The sequence below is a fragment of the Celeribacter persicus genome (genome assembly GCF_003050785.1).
Lineage (GTDB): Bacteria > Pseudomonadota > Alphaproteobacteria > Rhodobacterales > Rhodobacteraceae > Celeribacter > Celeribacter persicus.
Window position 1 is genome coordinate 65871 of record NZ_QAOH01000017.1, and the last position, 18951, is coordinate 84821.

Below are 18951 nucleotides of genomic sequence, written 5' to 3' on the forward strand. Positions count from 1 at the left end.
GCGCCCCATGAGGAGTTTGGCCTATGAAGAAGACATTGACAATTCTCGGCTTTCTCGCGGTGTTCCCGGCCGGCTCCGCACTGGCGGACGATGATTGCTTTGTGCCGATGGCCGATTGGCAACCGCGCGATGCCGTCACTCGACTGGCCGAAGAGAACGGCTGGACCGTGCGGCGCATCAAGATCGACGACGGCTGCTATGAAATTGACGGCCGCGACGCCGAGGGCCGCCGGATCGAGGTGACGGTGCACCCGTCGAATCTGCAAATCATTGAATTCGAGTACGAGGATGACGACGATGACTGAAACCTATGCGACCGAAGGCGAGGCCGGAAGACATGATGCCGATGGTCCGGTCCGCGTCTGGGACCCGCTGGTGCGGATTTTCCACTGGGGGCTCGTGGTGGCCTTCGTGGTGGCATACCTGAGCGCCGAAGAGCTCTCGACGGTCCATGAGGTGGCGGGATACGTCGTTGCCGGGCTGGTGGCCTTCCGTCTGATCTGGGGATTTGTCGGAAGCCGCTATGCCCGCTTTTCCCAGTTTCTTAAAGGGCCGTCGGCGACAGTCCGGTATCTCAGCGACATGGTAGGTGGTCGTGAGCGCCGCTATCTGGGCCACAATCCCGCAGGTGCTGTGATGGTCGTAGCACTGCTGATCGCCCTGTCGGGAACCGCTTTCACGGGGTGGCTGATGGAGGATGAGACCCGCATGGCGATGCTGCCCGATGTTCCGCAGATCGTGGCGACAGCCTGGGCCGACGAGGATGGCGACGAACGCTCAGAATATGGTGAAGGCGGTGAAAGCGCAGTGGGGGAGGTGCACGAAACCCTTGCCAACCTGATGCTTCTGCTGATCGCGGTACATATAGGCGGCGTGGTTCTGACCTCGTTCCGGCATCGCGAAAACCTTGCGCGGTCCATGGTCACCGGTACCAAACGTGCGCCCGAGCCGGGCGACATCGCCTGACCGGAGGAGTCCCCCAAGGTCGATCGTCCCATCGGCCGAACCTGGCCCCGCCCTGATCGGCGGGGTCTTTTTCTTTCCTGACAGCAAGCTGAAGCGGAAACTGCCGCGCTGTCAGGAAACCCTCAGGTCGGCTCTCCAGATTGTCCTCAGCAGACGAAAGGAGACCCTGCCATGAAAAAGACCCTGACATTTCTCGCCGCCACAACCGCGTTGACGACAGCGATCGGCGTCCCTGCCTGGAGCGCGATGCAGGCGCCCGACGGCGGCCTTCGGCCGTTCACTGCGTTCTTCGAAGAGCGCGCGCAAGCGATGCCGCTCATTCTTGCAAGCGACGACGACGATGACGATGACCGCTACCGTAACGGCTCGCGGAGCCGCTATGGCGACGATGATGACGACGACTGCGACGACGATGACGATGACGACGATGACGATGACGATGATGACGATGACGATGATGACGATGACGATGATGACTGTCGCGGTGGCGCCCGCAATCCCGCGCCCGCGGGCACCGTCGCACCGCCGAAGAACGGCCTTTTCGGGAACGGTGCCCCGCCGCAGGTTCAGGTGAACTGAACCACTCCGCAGCCCCTCTCCGAATAAGGATACATCCGATGAAATCGCTTCTCGCAACGCTCGCTCTCACCACCGCGCTAACGCTCCCCAGCCTCGCCATGGCGCGGCCGGTGACACTGACCGCAACGCTCAATAATTACGGCGGCGACGGCGCCTATCTTGCGCTCTACGTCACAGATACCTCTGGAGCCTATGTCGGCAGTCTCTGGATGGCTGGCGGCAAGTCCAAATACTACGAGCATCTGACCGACTGGTACCGCGCCACGGGTGGCGACACCGCGCAAGTGAACGGCATCACCGGCGCCAGCATTGGCGCGGGCCGCACGCTGGAGATCACTCTCGACCTCGCCGATGCGCTGTTCGATGCGGGGTACACGCTTCACATCGACGCAGCCGTCGAGGATATGCGCGACAGTCCGAACGAGGTGGCGGTGCCACTCACGACCGACGGTGCGGGGACTTCTGTGCCCGGGCGCCGCTACGTCGCCAGCTTCGCCTACGACATGTGAGGAGTGAGGGCCATGATCCGTGCACTCCATCGCTGGCCGGGTCTGCTGGCCCTCGTGCTCGTCACCATCCTCAGCTTGAGTGGCGCGGCGCTGTCTGTCTTTCCTGCGGCCGAGCGGCTTGCCGCGCCACAGGCAGAGACCGAACTGACGGTCGCCACTCTCGCGGATCGCATCCAGTTGGTCTATCCGGGCGTCGAGCAGATCCGCCGGTCGCCATCGGGACAGATCACCGCCTACTGGTTCGATCAAGGCACGCCGGGCGCCGCCGTGATCGACCCCGCCACGGGTGAGGGCGTGGCCTCGGCTGATCCCAATCAAGTTGAACGCTGGATTACCAACCTGCATCGCTCGTTGTTTCTGGGCGACGGCGGGCGCATCGCCATGGCTGCAGGGGCGGCCGCGATGCTGGTCCTCTCCCTTTCCGGAGCGGCACTGGTCGCGCGCCGGACGGGCGGATGGCGGCACTGGTTTGCGCCTCTGCGCGGACCGCTCGCTGGTCGTCTTCACGTCGAAATCGCCCGGATCGCCGTGGTTGGCCTTCTGCTTTCCTCGACTACGGCTTTGTGGATGACGGCGTCGACCTTCGACCTGCTTCCCGATGGCGGAGCCCCGCCGGCCTTTCCGGCCGAGGTGAGCAATGAGACGGGCGTTGCGCTCGACCGCCTTGCCGGTCTGAGCGAAATACCAGTCGCAGACCTGCGCGAGCTGAGCTTTCCCTATCCCGGGGACACCACGGATGTCTTCACGCTCAAGACCGACCGGGGCACCGGATATCTCGATCAGGGCGACGGTGCCCTCCTGGCCTGGGCCGACCTGACCGGATGGGAGCGCGTCTCCGAGACGATCTACATGCTGCACACCGGACAGGGTGCGGCGGTGCTCGGTCTCGTGCTCGGGCTCATGGCGCTCGGCGTGCCCGCGATGGGCGCTACCGGCGTCCTGATCTGGCTCGCCGGGCGGCGCGCGCGGCCGCGCATCCGGGGCAACCAGCCCGCAGGCCGCGCCGGGACGATCCTGCTCGTCGGCAGCGAGGGGGGAAGCACCTGGGGCTTTGCCGCGACGCTTCATGCCGCGCTGACGCAAGCCGGGCAGAGCGTCCATGTCGGCCCGATGTCGGGCTTTGCGCCAGAGCGCTACACGAGGGCCGAGCGGATCATCCTGCTCGCCGCGACTTACGGCGACGGGGCGGCGCCCGCCTCAGCGAAGGGCTTTCTCGATCGGCTGAACGCGTTCGATCGGGTGCCAGACATGCCCATTGCGGTGCTTGGCTTCGGCGACCGCAGCTTTCCAGCCTTTTGCGCCTTCGCCAAGGACGTCGCAGCAGCGGCGCAGGCGAAGGGCTGGCCCGAGCTTCTTCCGCTCGAAACCGTCGACCGCCAATCGCCGCAGGATTTCGCCCGCTGGGGCCGCGCACTGGGCGACGCTCTCAGGATCGACCTCGAGCTGTCGCACCAGCCCGTCTTGCCGAAAACTGAAACGTTGACCCTCGTCTCGCGCCGCGACTACGGCGCCGAGGTGCAGGCCCCGACCGCGATCCTCCGCTTCGCGCTTCCGCGCGTCACGCTCTGGCAGCGGCTGGTCGGGGCGGGCTTCGCGCGGTTCGAGGCCGGTGACCTGATCGGCGTCCTGCCGGAAGGAAGCGCCGTCCCGCGGCTCTATTCGCTCGCCTCCGCGCGCTGCGACGGCTTCATCGAGATCGTCGTGAAAAAGCACCCCGGCGGTCTCTGCTCGGGTCAGCTCACGGCCCTGGAGCCGGGCGATACGGTCACCGCCTTCCTCCGCCGCAACCCTGGCTTCCGTCCGGGGCCGAGCCGGGCACCGCTGATCCTGATCGGCGCGGGGACCGGCATCGGGCCGCTCGCGGGTTTTGTGCGCGGCAACACGCGCCGCAGGCCCATCCACCTCTTCTTCGGGATGCGGCATCCCAAAAGCGATTTCTTCTACGGCGAGGAACTGCCCGCCTGGCAGGATGAGGAACGCCTGGTGCGTCTGGTCATGGCGGTCTCGCGGGTGGAGCATCCGCACTACGTGCAGGACGCGTTGCGGGACGACGCGGCCCAGGTCACCAGACTGATCCGTGACGGGGCGCGCGTGATGGTCTGCGGCGGTCGTGAAATGGCGGCGGGCGTGGCCGATACGCTGGCCGAGATCCTCGCGCCGGCCGGGCTCACGCCGGCAGTCCTGAAGGCGGAGGGGCGGTATGTCGAAGATGTCTACTGAGCTGGTGAAGGTCGCGCTGAACGGACCGACCATGGGCACACGCTGGTCCACGCTGTTCTTCGCGGAACCGGACTTCGACCCGGCCACGGTCCGCGTGGCGCTTCAGGCGGCTGTCGATGAGGTGGACGCACAGATGTCCACCTGGAAACCCGATAGCCACCTGATGCGGCTCAATGCGGCGCCGGTCGGCGAATGGATCGCTGTTCCCGCGCGATTGCGCGAGGTGATACGCCTCGGCCTGGAGATCGGGCGCGCCTCCGGCGGGGCCTTCGATATCGGCATGGGCGACGCGGTTAAAGCTTGGGGCTTCGGGCCAGGAGACGTCACGCCGGATGGCATCCGCGCAGCGATGAAAAACCCTCGTTGCCCGGCGCATGAAGTCCTGGAGTTCGACGGCGACCACGTTCGCAAGACCGCGCCCGTCGCGCTCGACCTCAACGGTATCGCCAAGGGTTATGGCGTCGACCGCCTGGCCGAGACCCTGCGCGATCATGGGATTTCCGCCGGACTCATAGGGATTGACGGCGAGATGCGGGCGATGGGTGTGCGGCCAGACGGCGAGGCCTGGACCATCGCGGTCGAGGCGCCGGACTCCGAGCGCCGAAGGCCGCATTCAATCCTCGCGCTGCAGGACGCGGCCGTCGCGACCTCGGGCGACTACCGCCACTGGGTCGAGGTGCAGGGTCGCCGTCTCTCGCACACAATGGATCCGAGACGCGGCGCGCCGCTGATCGCGTCGCCTGCCTCCGTCACCGTCGTTGCCCGCAGCTGTGCCGAGGCCGATGCCTGGGCAACGGTGCTTATGGTGCTCGGTCTCGACAAAGGAGCGAAACTCGCAAGAAAACAAGGGCTCGACGCCCTGTTCCTCCTGCGCGATGATGCAGGGAGCGCGAGGGGCGTAGGAGTCGGACGACTTTTTTCCGAAGAGCCAGCGGCGATGACCCCAGCAGAGGGGAGATAAGCCGAATGGACCAGACCCGCACCGATCGCTTCAAGACCGCAATTCTGCTTCTGGCCGTGATTGGTCTGATCGCGGGTCTTGCATTCTATTTCGCTGGCAGGCGCGACATCGCGAACATCGTCTGGTTCGCCGGGGTTGTTCCAGCCCTTGCCGCGCTCACAGTCGAGATCCTGCGCAGCATTGGACGCGGCGAGGTGGGCCTCGATATCGTCGCAGCGCTGTCGATGACTGCCGCGCTCGTCTTCGGTGAGACTCTCGCCGCGGCGGTCGTCGCGGTGATGTATTCCGGTGGCACCTTCCTCGAAAGCTTCGCAGAAGGCCGCGCCCGGCACGAGATGCACGACCTGTTGTCCCGAGTTCCGCGGACAGCGACACGGCATCGCAATGGCGGCCTCGAAGATATACCGCTTGAGGAAATCGCTCCCGGCGATCGGCTGCTGATCCGTCAGGGCGACGTGGTGCCGGTGGACGGCACGGTGGCCTCTGACGCGGCCTTTGTCGATACTTCGGCGCTGACCGGCGAGTCGCTACCGGTGCGGCTTGCACGCGGGGCCGAGGCCATGAGCGGCTCTACCAATGCAGGCGAGGCTTTCGACGTCACGGCGACCCGCGAGGCCAAGGACAGCACCTATGCCGGAATCGTCAGACTGGTCGAGGAGGCGCAGGCGTCCAAGGCACCGATGTCACGGCTGGCCGACCGATGGTCTCTGGGATTCCTGGCCGTCACCGTGACCATAGCCTTCGCTGCCTGGTGGTTCACCGGCGACCCCATCCGGGCCGTCGCCGTTCTGGTCGTGGCGACGCCCTGTCCGCTGATCCTCGCCGTTCCTGTGGCGCTGGTCGCGGGCCTGTCGCGAGCCGCGCATTTCGGCGTGCTGATCAAGGGCGCGGGGCCACTCGAAACGATGGCGCGGATCCGCACGCTCATCCTCGACAAAACCGGAACGCTGACGGATGGCCGCCCGAAGATCGTGTCGATAAATAGTGCGGATGGCATGGACGAGGACGACATCCTGCTCTTTGCGGCATCCCTCGATCAGGCCTCCAAGCACCCAGTGGCACAGGCCGTCGTCGCCGCCGCGAAGGCGCAGGGCTTAACGCTGCCCGTGCCGTCCGAGGTTGCCGAGTTTCCGGGGGAAGGGGTCGTGGGCCATGTCGAGGGCCGCAGCGTGATCGTCGGCGGCGACGGTTTCGTGGCGTCCCGGGTTGGGCGGATGACGGGCGATCACCCCGCCACCGCCAAGAGCGCCGGATCGGTCCTTGTCGCCGTAGCGGTCGATGGACACATGGTCGGGCATCTGGTGATGTCCGACCCATTGCGCGAGGGCGCGGGCGTCATGCTGGAAGGTCTGCGCCGCGAGGGTATCGGGCGTATACTGTTGGCCACAGGCGACCGCGCAGATGTGGCCGAGCGCGTGACCGAGGGGCTGGGTCTCGACGGTCTGCGCGCCGGGCTGACGCCGGATCAGAAAGTTCTCCTTGTTCTCACAGAGCGCAAGCACGGACCCGTCATGATGGTGGGCGACGGCGTGAACGACGCGCCGGCACTCGCGGCAGCCGATGTCGGTGTGGCCATGGGTGCTCGGGGCGCCGCTGCCTCCGCCGAGGCCGCTGACGTGGTGCTGCTTGTCGACCGGATCGACCGGCTTGGGCCCGGCATCGAGATCGCCCGCGCGTCCCGGCGGATCGCCGTCGAAAGTGTTGTCGCCGGGATCGGCCTTTCGGTTCTTGGCATGATTGCCGCCGCCTTCGGCTACCTCACCCCTGTGCAGGGAGCGCTTCTACAGGAGGTGATAGACGTCGCCGTGATCCTCAACGCCCTGCGGGCGCTGCGCATTGTGCCGCATGAGCCTGCTATGGCCAAACCACAGCCCGCAACGTCAGGGCAAGCCGACATTGTTCAAGGAGCCACGCCATGAGCCGTCTCTCGCATTCCGAAATCCACATGGTGCACCGCATCGGCTGGCTGCGGGCGGCCGTACTTGGGGCCAATGACGGTCTCGTCTCGACCGCGAGCCTTATCGTCGGCGTCGCCGCAGCGGGGTCCGAAAAGCCCGAGGTCCTGATCGCGGGGTTGGCCGGGCTCGTGGCCGGTGCGATGTCGATGGCTGCAGGCGAGTACGTGTCAGTCAGTTCCCAGACCGACGCCGAGCAAGCCGACCTTGCGCGCGAAACGCGCGAACTTGAGGAAACACCGGAGGCTGAGCTTGAGGAACTAACCCTGATCTATGTCGATCGAGGTCTTGATCGGGATCTGGCCGAGAAGGTCGCGGTTCAACTGACCGAGCGAGACGCGCTTGGGTCGCATGCGCGCGACGAGCTGGGCATTTCCGAGACCGTGACGGCCCGCCCGGTCCAGGCGGCATTGGTTTCGGCGCTGACTTTTGCCGTCGGCGCGGTGCTTCCACTGATCGTGGTGCTGCTCGTGCCGGAAACGTTGATCGCGCTCTTGGTGGCAGCATCGACGATCATTGGCCTCGCGGTTCTCGGTGGACTGGGCGCCTCGGCGGGCGGCGCTGGCGTCGCGCGAGGGGCCGCCAGGGTCACGCTCTGGGGCGCCCTCGCGATGGCCGCGACAGCGGCAGTCGGCACAATCTTTGGTGTGACTGTCGGGTAGGAAATGATGGCAGCAGAGGGTGTAGACGTTGGATGTCAGCCCCCCGGGTTCGGCCACTCCGTTCGGCAATCGCGTCGGTCTTGAATTAAACCCAAGGAGCGATTTTGATTCGCTATCAAGGTGTTACGGCGTCCAGTGTGCGTTTTTGTGTACAAGCGCCTCCTAAAGTCTGCTAACGGGTGGGAAGCAGACCTTCACGGCCGTTGGCCGAACGGCAGGCTTTGCTGCAAGCTGTGAGGTCGATGGCACCGAGATCATGCATCTGCAGTGAAAGTCCGGTCTGGTGAAGCTGCAGCGCAGCGATTGACGACAGCGGCCATGGCTGGTTTGGGCCGTTCTTGTCGCTTGGTCGATATGGGCCTTACAACGCGAACCCAATTGGTCATGATTTGCCGTCGTCATGAATCTCCTCCTTGTGCCTCAGAGGCTCGGGGAAGGTGTCCCAATAGTGCGATCTGGTCCTAAGCGAGACTGACCCACGGAAGCTTCAGCTTGAAAACCGTCAGAAACTAAGCTATATATCTGACACATGGAGGCGAGCATGCAAACCACATCTCAAGCGATCAAGGCCTATGCTGAAGCGCTGCCGGAGGGGGCGACCCTGTCGGCGCGGGAGTTGTTGCACCTCGGAGAGCGTGCCGCGGTCGACCAGGCGCTGTCGCGTTTGGTTCGACGTGGGGAGCTTCTGCGTGTGAGACGCGGATTGTTCGCACTGCCCGTGAAAACCCGCTTCGGGAGCCGGGCACCCTCGGTTCAGGCCGTGGTTGAGCACATTGCGAAATCAACCGGTGAGCGTGTGTCGCAAAGCGGGGCGTCGGCAGCGAACCTGCTCGGTATTTCGACACAGAATCCATCCCGTCAAGTCTATTGGACTTCCGGGCCGAGCCGTCATCTGAAACTCGGAGCGCAAAGCGTCGAGCTTAAACATGTGCCGAGCTGGCAGCTTCGTGCACCCAACAGTCGTGCCGGCCACGCTTTTCGGGCGCTTGCATATTTCGGCAAAACCGAAGCTGCGCAGGCTTTGAGGCGTATCAAGGCGACATTGAACGAAGAGGAGCAGCGCGAGCTTCTGAGCCTTCGTGCCGGTGCGCCAACCTGGATGGCCAAGGAACTTAGCGCGCTTGCGTCGTCGCAATGACAGAAAACCAAACCTATTTTTCGTTGTCGCGCGAAGACAAGATTGACGCTCTGGAAGTGGCCGCCTCGAAACTGGGGCGGCCCGCAGACTTGTTGGAAAGCCGAGCACATCAAAAAACGTGACCAAGCATTCTTCGTAGTCGGGGTCGTTCTCGAAATCAGTCATCTCTGATCCATCTTCAGCCGAGGAGCTTCTCCAGCTCTTCCCCTTGGACGGCGTGCTTCTCCGGGTTTTCTGCTTTCAGCTTGTTCACGTTGATGAGCTTCCATCTGACCGCCGGAAGCTCGGCCGCTTGAGGGCGGTCGATCGCGTCGAAGTCGGGGTCGCCTTCATGCAGGGTTCTCAGAAACCTCTTCGCGCTCTCATCCAAGCGGGATTGGATATCACCGATCAGGCGGTCGCGCGTTGAGACCAATTCCGCAAGGTCGACCGCTCCCTTCGTCATGCCCTCGAATTCCCGGGCATAGGGCTGATCCAGATCGATCAGGTTTGGGTTCAGAAGTTCGTGCGGCGGGCGGGGTGAACTCGCAACGTAGATCAGAAAAGTACGGAACAACTCGTCGGTAAACCCTTCATTCTCGTAGAGGAGCTTGACGTCGTAGAGGTCTCGCGGGTGCTGGCGATCGAGGGCCGCATGTAGCTTACCGCCGAACAAATCTTCGAAAGCGACGATGTTCATCGTCGCATATCCGAACTCCTGCTCGACGGCTTCGGAGACTTCACGTTGTTCCGGATCATGCACGACGCCCCGGGTAACGGGGGAGGTTTCGATTTTGATTTCGGCTGCGCCGAGGCGTGCGAGCGCACGCGTGGCGCCGCCGCCGCCGCCGGCAATGCGCTGCGCTTTGGCGCCGGTGATGCCGCCTTCGATGGCAGCGGCAATCCGGTTCATCGCGTCGTTGATCTCGACGAGGCTTTCGGCGCGGTCCTTGACAGGCAGATAGGTCAGATCGATATCGACTGAGAGCCGCGGAAGGTCGCGATAGAAGAGGTTGATGGCTGTCCCGCCCTTGAGCGCAAATATCTCCTCCTTCGCGACATATGGAAGTACCCGCACGAGCAGGGCCACTTGGGCGGCATAGTCTTCACGCGCCATGACCACGTTCCTTTCTTACAAACTCTTCGGGCACCATGATCCTGTAGCGCGGATGTATCTTGCCGCCTTTGACCAATGCGCGATCCCCGCTGCCGAGGTCGAACTCTTCCGGATCGAGTCGCTTGCGCCAGGCATGGTCGTGGCGGTCGGCGAACACGAAGAACAGGCGTTTGACCTTGATCTTCTTGCAACTTCTGAGCAGTGCCGAGAGGGTTCTTGGGCGCAACGTCGTCAGGCTTTCGAACACCATGTCGAGGTTGTGAAAGCTCTCCTGATCCGGCAACTCGTCCAGCGCCTCAAAGATCGCGCGTTCCGGCGAGGACATCACCAGTTTCCAGTCCCATGGCAGGGACGATGCTGTCTCGTTGAGATTATTTCGCGCGTCGTTGACACCCAACTCTGGATCGGAGAACAGCGATACGCTGCGTGTGCGGAGTTCGGCGTTGAGCGGCAGTTTTTCGAGCCAGTTGGGGATTTTTGAGCCGTAGAGCCAAACCGTGCTTTTGTCGCCGAGGGAGAGATAGTGCGCATAGCCTTGCAGGCCCAATGCCGTCGCGCCCCCGATATGGACAGGGTAGTGCATGATGTGCTGGAGCGAGAGCAGGCAGGTCTTCCAGTCGAGCGTGTTCGTGGTGGCGCTGCTTGGTGAGGGGCGGCGGAAGACGCCGCGGCCAAGGCGTTCCAGCCAGCCGCGTTGAACATAGGCGTAGGATGAACGCCGGCCTATCCCGTGGTGCTCAAGCCAGGCGGAGTCCACGAGGAACCCCGTGGGGACAGCCTCAAGAAGGCTCTTTAGCTTTTCGTGTTCTTGTCCATTCATGTGCGACACAATGATATATTTTTAAAGAGGCCGCTACTTGTTTCTGTGAAAACCTGTGAAGTAGTCCGTTAAGGATCGACAAATTCTGAAATTCTCAAAGAGACTGGTGGTTGTCGGCTCTGAAGCTCACCAGCAAAGCAGGGCGTGGATGCCCTAGATTGGCTGAGAAGACGCTCGGCCATTCGGATCGAAAAGTTGAAGCTTTGTGCCCATGTCGAAGCCGCTGCGCCAAACCAGAGTCAGGTTTCACTTTCGATTGTGGCGTTCTTTTGCCCATACAAACATCGCACCAACGGCAGCATTGGCTTGCTGCACGCTGAACACTTCCGGTTCGAACGCGCCCGCCCATTGCTTTGTATCGCGATGTTCCGGGTGGTGTTTGTCGGTCAGCGCGTCGAGAAACTCTTCGTATGAGTAGGGCCCTCCACAGTCCTCTGGCGGGCACGCTCGCTCTCCGGCAACACAGGCGGGGAAGTCCAGATCTGGTCTTCCGGTTGGTTTGCTAATCTTCTCAACGGTGACGAGATGCCGCCAACCATCGCCGAAATCATAAGTATATGTGAACTGACTGCCTTTCTTGACCAGCTCTCCAAGAGCAAACTTCTTTTCGTCCTTCCGGCCATCGTTTGGGTCCCAGCTGTCGTCACTTTCGTCGCGGGCCTCGAACCTGTCTTCGCCAATCTCGAACTCATGCAGATGATAGTCTTGCCAAGGCATAGCGCCCTGGAGAACGGAATGCAGGATGTCCAAGCTGATGTCATTCGGCACGAGGATCCGGCGCCAGATGGGTGGTTTGATGCCAACAAGTTCGATTTTCAGCTCAATCAAAGTGTGTCCCGCCTGTCTCAATGGTCCTGCCGTTGAAGTAATTTTTGATCCTTAAGTTGAAGCATTCAAGGGGAACATTGGCCCCTCCTGCCCTTTGGTCAGGACCGCGCCCTAATCGGTCGGCTGCAGGCAGCCGCCCTCCCCGAGATGAAACGCCGCCTCTCCCTGCGACGTGCTGCTGGCCGCGCCGTCTCCTCCGGAGCCAGCCCGACCAGCCGTCGCATGGTCGTGGCAACGCTTCATCTCGGCCATTCGGTAACGGTCGCTGGGGCGGGGCGGGTCGCTTCAATGATCCCCTTTTTCCCGTATCAGCCGGTGTTACTCCTCGCTTTGCCGGACATGCTGTTCTGCCATCATTGACCGCAAAGGAGTTTCGACGACCGCCGGATCGCTCTGGCCAAAGCTGGCAGAGGGCTGGTGATCAGCGCGATGCAAGAAATCGCAAAGGATTCGGCTGCCGAAGAGGGGTCGTTCGAAATCGGGATGACCCGCGCCCGGTGCAGATGCCTCGGAGGTCAGCTTGAAATCGCTCTGCCAGATGGCACCGCACTCAACCAGCTTGCTACGTATGAGTGAGGTCGCGAAACGTTAGGCAGGGCTCGGCAAAGCGCGAACCCGTCCGGCTGCGGCTCGGGGTGAGAGGGCAGAAAAGACACCGCCGCCGGCAGTTCCATCGGCTGTTTACCTGGGTTTCCTTCGCGGCCACCGCACTTCTCCCGATGTGTTGCTTTGCATGAAATGCTGGTCGCAGCTGTCGTCCCGTCCACAAAGGTTGTCTCCGATCTTTTTCCCCTGACCCTGCGGGTCATTCCGCGCGGATCAAAAAGACCGGCGCCTGCCCCTCTCCGCTGCGCTTCGCCTTCGGTGTCGCCGGGCCTTGGCCAGCTGCAAGGTGACCATCATTGCAACGCAAACAAGGAGAAGAGCAATGACCACGAACTGCATCAAATTCACCAGCGCCGACATCGAAACCGCCAAAGGCGTCGGCTCCATCTCGACCCTGACCTTCGACCTCGACATCACGGTCGAACCCGTCGCGAGCTCGAACCCGATGGCCCCCACGCACCGCGTCCTCGGCCGCTCCCCCCGCGGCAAGCTGGTTGAGTGTGGTGGCATCTGGAAAAAGCAGAACAAGGAGACCGGCGCGGACTATTACACGCTGACCATCCGCGATCACGGCTTCAACGCCAACCTCGGCAAGGCCGCGAACCAGGACGATCTGTCCCTGCAGGCCGTCATCCCCTGGGGCCCGAAAGACGCCGCCTAAACCAAGGGCCAGACCGCTCCGGCGGTCTGGCCTTTTCTCGTTCCGGGGAATGGCAGCAGTTCGGGTCCGAAACCCGTGTCCGAAGAACGCCGCATATTTCGGAGGCTGACACCGAGGCGGATAGTCTGACTGGATCGATCGCAGAAGCAGCTTTGATCGTTCTGTTGAGGGACAGAGTGGATCGCGCGAACCCGAGGGTGAGCCGAAAGTAAGCAGAGGAAAACTGGGAGCCCACTTGGCGAGCCAAGCGCACCCCTCCGACGGTCGAGCAACCGGCGCCTGGGTATTCTTGGTGAAGCTGCCGGGGGTGCCGAACTCACCCTGTGTCGCGAGGTTGGAAACCGCAGATCAAAGTCATACGTCCGGGGGGCGACGTCGCACGCCGGGGTCGCCGCCGCGCACCTTTCCGTCGACCTGTTGGCCTTTTAGATCGCTAGCCCGGGGTCGAGCGGCCGGCAACGCCGGGGGCAGGTTTCTGGACGGCTGACGCCTTGAGCGCTGCGGGGCATCGCCCACAACAAACCTGCCCCCGGCGTGCTCCATTTCATTGCGCCCCGTGCCGGGTGCAGCCCGCTCTCATGCCCCCGGTCTTTTCCACGATCCGTCCAACGACGATCAACGGAAAGGATCACACCATGACACTCGAACAATCCATCGACCTCGCCGAACTGCAAGCCGACATGGCCTTCGATGCCTACCTCGCCGCCTTTGATGAAGACGCCCATCCGGAGACCCTCGACAGCCTCGAGACCGAGGCTCTGATCGCCCGCAGCCGCTACGACGATCTGCGCACTCTGGGACTGGGTCACTGACCCAGATACCCCTGCGGCTCTTCGGATCCGCAGGGGTCTGACGTCGACTCTCAGAAGCATCGTGCCGCCCTCAGAGGGTATGATCCGCGCCATCCCGCGCGGGCAGTTTTCGTGTTTCTGGCGCCCGATCCGTGAACGGCTCGGGCGCTCGGATTGCCTGACATCGCGTGCTGCGCCAGCACAAGTTTCAGAAGATTTTTTTGACCAGATTGCCTTGCCTCGATGAGGGCGGCGGCGCTCCGTGTCGCGCTGCGCAGCGGTCATGAGTGCATCCCATTTCATGCAAAAAGACACAATATGCAAAACGTAATATTGCGCAATATGATTTAGTGAAGTATAAGCGAAGGAGAGAAGGAAGACGTTGGCAGGATATGGCCAATGTTTGCACATTTTGTCCGAGGGGTCTGACCCGTGCCGAGGCCAGCGAAAAACCTGAAGCTTGAAGAGCGCATCGAAGTCGCGCGGCGCTTTGCGGCGGGCGAGAGCGCGAGGGAGCTGGCGGCGGCATTCGGCATCTCCCCGCGCCACGTGAACCGGCTCGCGAAAGAGGAGGCGGGCGAGGGCATCGCGGTGCGCGATCCAAGCGAGACGGTGGCCTTTCGGGCGAGCCAGTCCGAGCTTGCAGCGTTCGATGCCGAGTGGCGCGCGCGAGGCTATGCCAACCGGTCGCAGGCGCTCAATGCGGTGCTGCGCGGTCGCTGCGGTTTTCTCGATGTACCTCGTGATCTGGTCTCGGAATTCTGCGCCGCATGGCGTCAGGCGAAAGATGTGAGCGACGCCGGATTGGTGCTCGCCAAGGCGCTCCATCGCGGTCGGCTCGAGGTCACGGAAGCGGATCGCGCGGTGCTGATCGAACTCCTTGATCTGGCGCAGTCGATGAGCCGTGAGATGGGCCGGATGAAGGATGCGGCGCAGGCGATGCGTCATCAGGATTGGCCGCAAAAGGAAGAAGGGCAGGGGACGGTGAGCGCGGTTCTGGAGGACAGCCCGCGCACGATCGAACGCGAATTGAGGTTTGTCAGGAATGGCTGATCCGCTCGCCCTCTACACCTCGGTCATGGGGCGGCTCTGGGAGGATGAGCGCATCCGGGGCCAGGCCGCGGCGCGGATCGACGCGCGTCTGGCGGGGCGTCGGCAGGGGCGGAGTTTCGCGCGCGTCGGATCCCTGTCGGCGCGCAATGCGCTGAAGGCGGCCTCGGGTCAGAGCCGGGCGGCGGTGTTCAAACGGATCCGGGCAGGGGGCTGCAAGACGCGTGCTTCGCTCGGGGCGCAGATATCCTACATCAACGACAAGGCGGTCTACACCTACTCGACGATGACCAACGCGCTGACCGATGCGGCGGTGCTTTCTGAGGAGCAGAAAGAGGACATCATCGAGGACTGGGCCGGTACCTGGCGCGGCTCGACCAAGCTCGGGTTCACCTCGCACATGCTGCTGTCCTTCCCGACCGACGTGACGGTCGACCAGGTGCGCGACATCGCGATGGACTGGACGGAGCATTTCTTCGAGAGCGGCGAATACGGCGACCAATGGGACTATGTCCTCGCGGTTCATGACGACCGGGCGCACAAGCATGCCCATATCATCCTGAACAATCGCGGCGTGGAAACCGGCACCTGGTTCTCCTGCTGGGCCGAGGGGGTGATGTCGCCGCAGCTGATGCGCGAGAAGCAGGCCGAGATCGCGGAGCGCTATGGCGTCATGCTCGACGCCACCACCCGGCTCGAACGCGGCATCTTCGAGAAGCCCGCCGGGATCGAGGAGATTTACCGCGCCAAGGAAGAGGCCCGTCTGCCGCGCGAGATCGTCATGACGGCCCATGAATCCGCCGTCGCGCAGGCGCAGGTGGTGGGCTTCGCCAAGGACTACAAGAACCTCGCCGACTTGCTGGACCGGATGGACCAACGCCACATGGCGCGCGCCCTGCGCGGCATGGCGGACGGTCTCGGCTCCGGCACGCCGTGGAATTTCACCGAAGGAGAGATAGACATGAAGGACATCAAGACCGTCGGTGATGCGATCGACTATTCCGAGCGCACGATCGAGGCGCTGAGGCTCAAGGCCGAAGAACTGGACCCGGCCGAGCGCGCCGCGTTCGAGGTTAAGGCTGCGCCGATCATCGCGGACCTGTCGCAGATGGTGCCGGACCCGGACCTGCGGGCGCGCTTTGGCAAGCAGCTCGAAGAACCCTATCCGCCGGGGGCGGGCAGCGACGTGCTGATTGCCCCGCTGCAGTCCGGCAAGGACGAGGGCCTGCGTGACGTGCTCGAGCGTGCAGAGGAAGCCGGAATGGACAGCGAGGAACTGGTGGCGCGCATCTCGGCGGGCGGCACGCGGAACTACGGCATGGCCCAGGACTGGGTCGAGCGGGACATGAACGCGGTGCTCGCCAAGGACGGTCTCAGCGTGGAGACCGCCAGTGACGACCAGCTCGATGCCGCGCTGGAAAAGGTCGACGGCGTGATGGACGCCCTGATGGAGCGCGCCAAGGAACTGGGTGTCCAGATTGGTCGGACCCTCGCGGACGAGGAGGAGGCGACATTGCCCCTTATCGACGAGGATGACCGGACGCCCAATCCCTACCTGCAGGACCTCGCTGACATGTTGCGGGACGGCAAGCTCAGCGAGGAACAGGAAGAGACAGTCGAGCGGACTCTGCAATCCGAGCTCTTCAAGGAATTGGGTGAGGAGGGCTTGGCCGAGCTTCGGCGTGGCAACTACGAAGTGCTGGATGCGGCCTTGCCGAGCAAGCTCGACCAGATCACCGTCACGCAGGAATTCCTTGAGATGACCTTCGAGGAGACCCGCGATCAGGTCTTCACCAACCGCGCCGCCGGATTGCAGCAGGCCAAGGCGACCGAAGTGGCGCGGCTGCGCGGCCAGCAGGAGTCGCAGGAGCTGGGCCGCGATCTCAGTCGGGACCGCGGTCTCGACGACGAGATGGAATTCTGAGGGGGAGATGACCACCATGACCAAGACACTCCCCCTCTGGGCCGCGCTTCTCTTCGGCGTGATCTGCGGTGCCCTCATCGGCACCATCGTTGCCGCCTTCTACCTGACCCTAGCCCTGAAAACCGGGTTTCAGAGCTTCGACATGTTGGCGCTCTGGAAGGCGAGCGCCGGTACCCGCGCGGCACATCCCGAGGCGTTCAAGGTGGGGTTTGGGGCCGTCGGCTTCGGGGCCATCGGGCTTGGCGCCCTGGCGCTGGCCTGGACCTGGAAGAAGGAGCGCGACGACTACGGCTCGGCCCATTGGCAGACCAAGGCGGAGCTGAAGAAGAACGACATGCTACAGGCGCCCGGCAAGGGCTTTGTCTGCGGCAAGCTTGGCGCGCCGACCTCCAAGGCCGAGTTCATCTCCTCGACGACCATCCCGCATGTGATGATGGTGGCGCCGACTCGTGCCGGTAAGGGTGTGGGTTTCGTGATCCCGAACCTTCTGAGTTTTGCAGGCTCGGTCGTGGTGCTCGACGTGAAGGGCGAGAATTTCGACAAGACCGCGCGGCTCCGGGCGCTGAACGGCGACGAGGTCTATCGGTTCAGCCCCTTCGACTGGGCCAATGCCACGCATCGCTACAATCCGCTCGCCCGGATCGCGAAGGCCCCGAGCTTCGCGCAGCGGTTTACCGAGGTTTCGATCCTGGCCGACCTGTTCCTCGACAAGGACAACAAGCAACTCGACACCTTCTCCGAGGCCGGCAAGTCGATCTTTGTCGCCGCCTGTCTGCTGGCGATCCAGCGCGGAACGCCGAACCTTGGCGAGGTAAACAAGATCGTTGCAGGGGGCGAATACAAGAACGCCCAGTACAAGACCTATGCCGACGAGGCCGAGGAAGACATCCTGCGCGAGCTCTGGACCAACGCGGCCTCAGCTTCGTCGCGGCTGCTGACCTCGAACATCCAGGCGCTGATGACCGCCGGTCTCAAGCAATGGGACAATCCGGCGGTGCGCTCCGCCACGAAGGCGAGCGACTTCGACTTCTCGACCTTCCGCAAGACCCCGCAATCGCTCTACATCGCGGTGTCCGAAGATCACATCGCGACGCTGGCCCCGCTCCTGCGCCTGATGTTTGCCGATCTCATCGCCTCGATCCGCCTCAACGAACCGGGTCCGGACGAGCCCTGGCCGGTCATGATGATGATCGACGAATTCCAGCAGATGGGGGCCATGCCCTATCTCGAACGCGCGATCCATTCGCTGGCGAGTTACGGTGGCCGCGTCGCTATGATCGCGCAGTCGCTGGCTTCGCTCGACCGGATCTACGGGCCCGAAGGCCGCGAAAGCCTCGAGAACGGGGCAGGGCTGAAGCTCTACATCACCCCGCGTGACCAGCGCACCGTAAAGGAGGTTTCCGCCGCAGTCGGCAGCACCACCCGCGAGGCGGTGACCCGGATGTATGGGCGCAACAAGGGATTCCTTGGCGCGACCTCGACATCAGCGCGGCTGGAAGAGCGGCCGCTCCTCTCCGAGACCGAAGCGCGCCTCATGGACCCCGACGAGGTCATCATCCTCGCCTCGCCCCAGCATCCGATCAAGGCGAGCCGGATCAAGTATTACGATGATCCCTTCTTCAAGGAGATGCTGGCACGACAGGAGGGCAAGCCCTTCCCCTATCCGCCGAGCGTGCAGGGTGTGGGGCCTTGGGGAGGCGATGCTGGTGATGAGGCAAGTTCTGACAAGCCGGTGAAACCAGTCGAACGCGCGCCTGTGCGGGATCGATCACAGCGCCGCGAAGCGCGCACAATGAGCGTGATGGGGATGGAGGCCGGGCGCGGGCAGCCTGAGCCCGAGACGCTCGAGCGGGAAGCGGCTGTGCCGAAGGAATGGGAGGTGGCGCTCGACCGGCAGGAGGATTTCATCGAGGAGTTGTTGGGTGGGTGACAGCAAAAATGGCGCGTTCAATGTAATCGGATAGTCGGCAGTTTTTTCATGTTCAGGTAGTGTTTGCTGACTATTGAGCTGCTGCCGGTTTCGTGGACGGCAACTTAAGCTTTCATAGCTCGCTCCTCGAAGGTCATAGGGCTTAGATAGCCGATGGTCGAGTGGCGACGCGTTGGATTGTAGAACCTCTCAATGTAATCGAACACATCGGCGCGAGCCTGTCTTCTGGTCCGATAGGTTTTGCGCCTGACCCTT

18 protein-coding genes are annotated in these 18951 nt (G+C 63.2%); 14 read left to right on the forward strand and 4 right to left on the reverse strand.

Annotated elements, in window-relative coordinates; genetic code table 11:
* The first annotated feature begins 23 nt into the window (after positions 1-23).
* From C8N42_RS16945 to C8N42_RS16985, 9 genes are all read left to right on the forward strand, one after another.
* Positions 24-305, forward strand: coding sequence for a PepSY domain-containing protein (locus C8N42_RS16945; RefSeq protein WP_078572352.1), 282 nt, complete (start codon positions 24-26; stop codon positions 303-305).
* Positions 298-966, forward strand: coding sequence for a cytochrome b/b6 domain-containing protein (locus tag C8N42_RS16950; protein ID WP_078572353.1), 669 nt, complete (start codon positions 298-300; stop codon positions 964-966). The genes C8N42_RS16945 and C8N42_RS16950 overlap by 8 nt, the downstream gene beginning before the upstream one ends.
* 171 nt (positions 967-1137) lie before the next feature.
* A complete protein-coding gene (locus tag C8N42_RS16955) occupies positions 1138-1545 on the forward strand; it encodes a hypothetical protein (protein WP_107817729.1) in 408 nt (135 codons plus the stop codon).
* Between the two features lie 38 nt (positions 1546-1583).
* The gene (locus C8N42_RS16960; RefSeq protein ID WP_078572355.1) at positions 1584-2054 is read left to right on the forward strand and encodes a DUF2271 domain-containing protein; all 471 of its coding nucleotides are present in this window, start codon (positions 1584-1586) and stop codon (positions 2052-2054) included.
* A 12-nt stretch (positions 2055-2066) separates the two neighbouring features.
* Positions 2067-4274 (forward strand): PepSY domain-containing protein, encoded by a 2208-nt coding sequence (locus tag C8N42_RS16965; protein WP_078572356.1) that lies wholly within the window; start codon positions 2067-2069, stop codon positions 4272-4274.
* Positions 4255-5235: an FAD:protein FMN transferase gene (locus C8N42_RS16970; protein WP_038147442.1), complete on the forward strand. Its 981-nt coding sequence runs from the start codon at positions 4255-4257 to the stop codon at positions 5233-5235. Before C8N42_RS16965 ends, C8N42_RS16970 begins: the two co-directional genes overlap by 20 nt.
* A 5-nt stretch (positions 5236-5240) precedes the next feature.
* Positions 5241-7154, forward strand: coding sequence for a heavy metal translocating P-type ATPase (locus tag C8N42_RS16975; protein WP_088726623.1), 1914 nt, complete (start codon positions 5241-5243; stop codon positions 7152-7154).
* The gene (locus C8N42_RS16980; RefSeq protein ID WP_078572358.1) at positions 7151-7852 is read left to right on the forward strand and encodes a VIT1/CCC1 transporter family protein; all 702 of its coding nucleotides are present in this window, start codon (positions 7151-7153) and stop codon (positions 7850-7852) included. Before C8N42_RS16975 ends, C8N42_RS16980 begins: the two co-directional genes overlap by 4 nt.
* A 541-nt stretch (positions 7853-8393) precedes the next feature.
* Positions 8394-8990, forward strand: a complete 597-nt coding sequence (locus tag C8N42_RS16985) for a DUF6088 family protein (RefSeq protein WP_107817737.1) — start codon at positions 8394-8396, stop codon at positions 8988-8990.
* 178 nt (positions 8991-9168) lie between these two features.
* Here the strand turns inward: C8N42_RS16985 and C8N42_RS16990 are convergent, their stop codons facing one another.
* From C8N42_RS16990 to C8N42_RS17000, 3 genes are all read right to left on the reverse strand, one after another.
* Positions 9169-10086: a nucleotidyl transferase AbiEii/AbiGii toxin family protein gene (locus C8N42_RS16990; protein WP_107817730.1), complete on the reverse strand. Its 918-nt coding sequence runs from the start codon at positions 10084-10086 to the stop codon at positions 9169-9171.
* Positions 10076-10906: a type IV toxin-antitoxin system AbiEi family antitoxin domain-containing protein gene (locus C8N42_RS16995; protein ID WP_107817731.1), complete on the reverse strand. Its 831-nt coding sequence runs from the start codon at positions 10904-10906 to the stop codon at positions 10076-10078. The genes C8N42_RS16990 and C8N42_RS16995 overlap by 11 nt, the downstream gene beginning before the upstream one ends.
* A gap of 246 nt (positions 10907-11152) precedes the next feature.
* Positions 11153-11734 (reverse strand): plasmid pRiA4b ORF-3 family protein, encoded by a 582-nt coding sequence (locus C8N42_RS17000; RefSeq protein WP_245890225.1) that lies wholly within the window; start codon positions 11732-11734, stop codon positions 11153-11155.
* Positions 11735-12662: 928 nt separating this feature from the next.
* Here C8N42_RS17000 and C8N42_RS17010 point away from each other — a divergent pair.
* From C8N42_RS17010 to C8N42_RS17025, 5 genes are all read left to right on the forward strand, one after another.
* Positions 12663-13001 (forward strand): DUF736 domain-containing protein, encoded by a 339-nt coding sequence (locus tag C8N42_RS17010; RefSeq protein WP_008335659.1) that lies wholly within the window; start codon positions 12663-12665, stop codon positions 12999-13001.
* A 635-nt stretch (positions 13002-13636) separates the two neighbouring features.
* A complete protein-coding gene (locus C8N42_RS21680) occupies positions 13637-13813 on the forward strand; it encodes a hypothetical protein (protein ID WP_170109353.1) in 177 nt (58 codons plus the stop codon).
* A 411-nt stretch (positions 13814-14224) separates the two neighbouring features.
* Positions 14225-14845, forward strand: coding sequence for a helix-turn-helix domain-containing protein (locus tag C8N42_RS17015; protein WP_107817733.1), 621 nt, complete (start codon positions 14225-14227; stop codon positions 14843-14845).
* The gene (locus C8N42_RS17020; protein ID WP_107817734.1) at positions 14838-16766 is read left to right on the forward strand and encodes a relaxase/mobilization nuclease domain-containing protein; all 1929 of its coding nucleotides are present in this window, start codon (positions 14838-14840) and stop codon (positions 16764-16766) included. Before C8N42_RS17015 ends, C8N42_RS17020 begins: the two co-directional genes overlap by 8 nt.
* A 16-nt stretch (positions 16767-16782) precedes the next feature.
* The gene (locus C8N42_RS17025; RefSeq protein WP_107817738.1) at positions 16783-18696 is read left to right on the forward strand and encodes a type IV secretory system conjugative DNA transfer family protein; all 1914 of its coding nucleotides are present in this window, start codon (positions 16783-16785) and stop codon (positions 18694-18696) included.
* Positions 18697-18800: 104 nt separating this feature from the next.
* Here the strand turns inward: C8N42_RS17025 and C8N42_RS17030 are convergent.
* Positions 18801-18951 (reverse strand): IS3 family transposase (locus C8N42_RS17030; protein WP_146168246.1); only part of this gene is annotated, 151 nt, incomplete at its 5' end.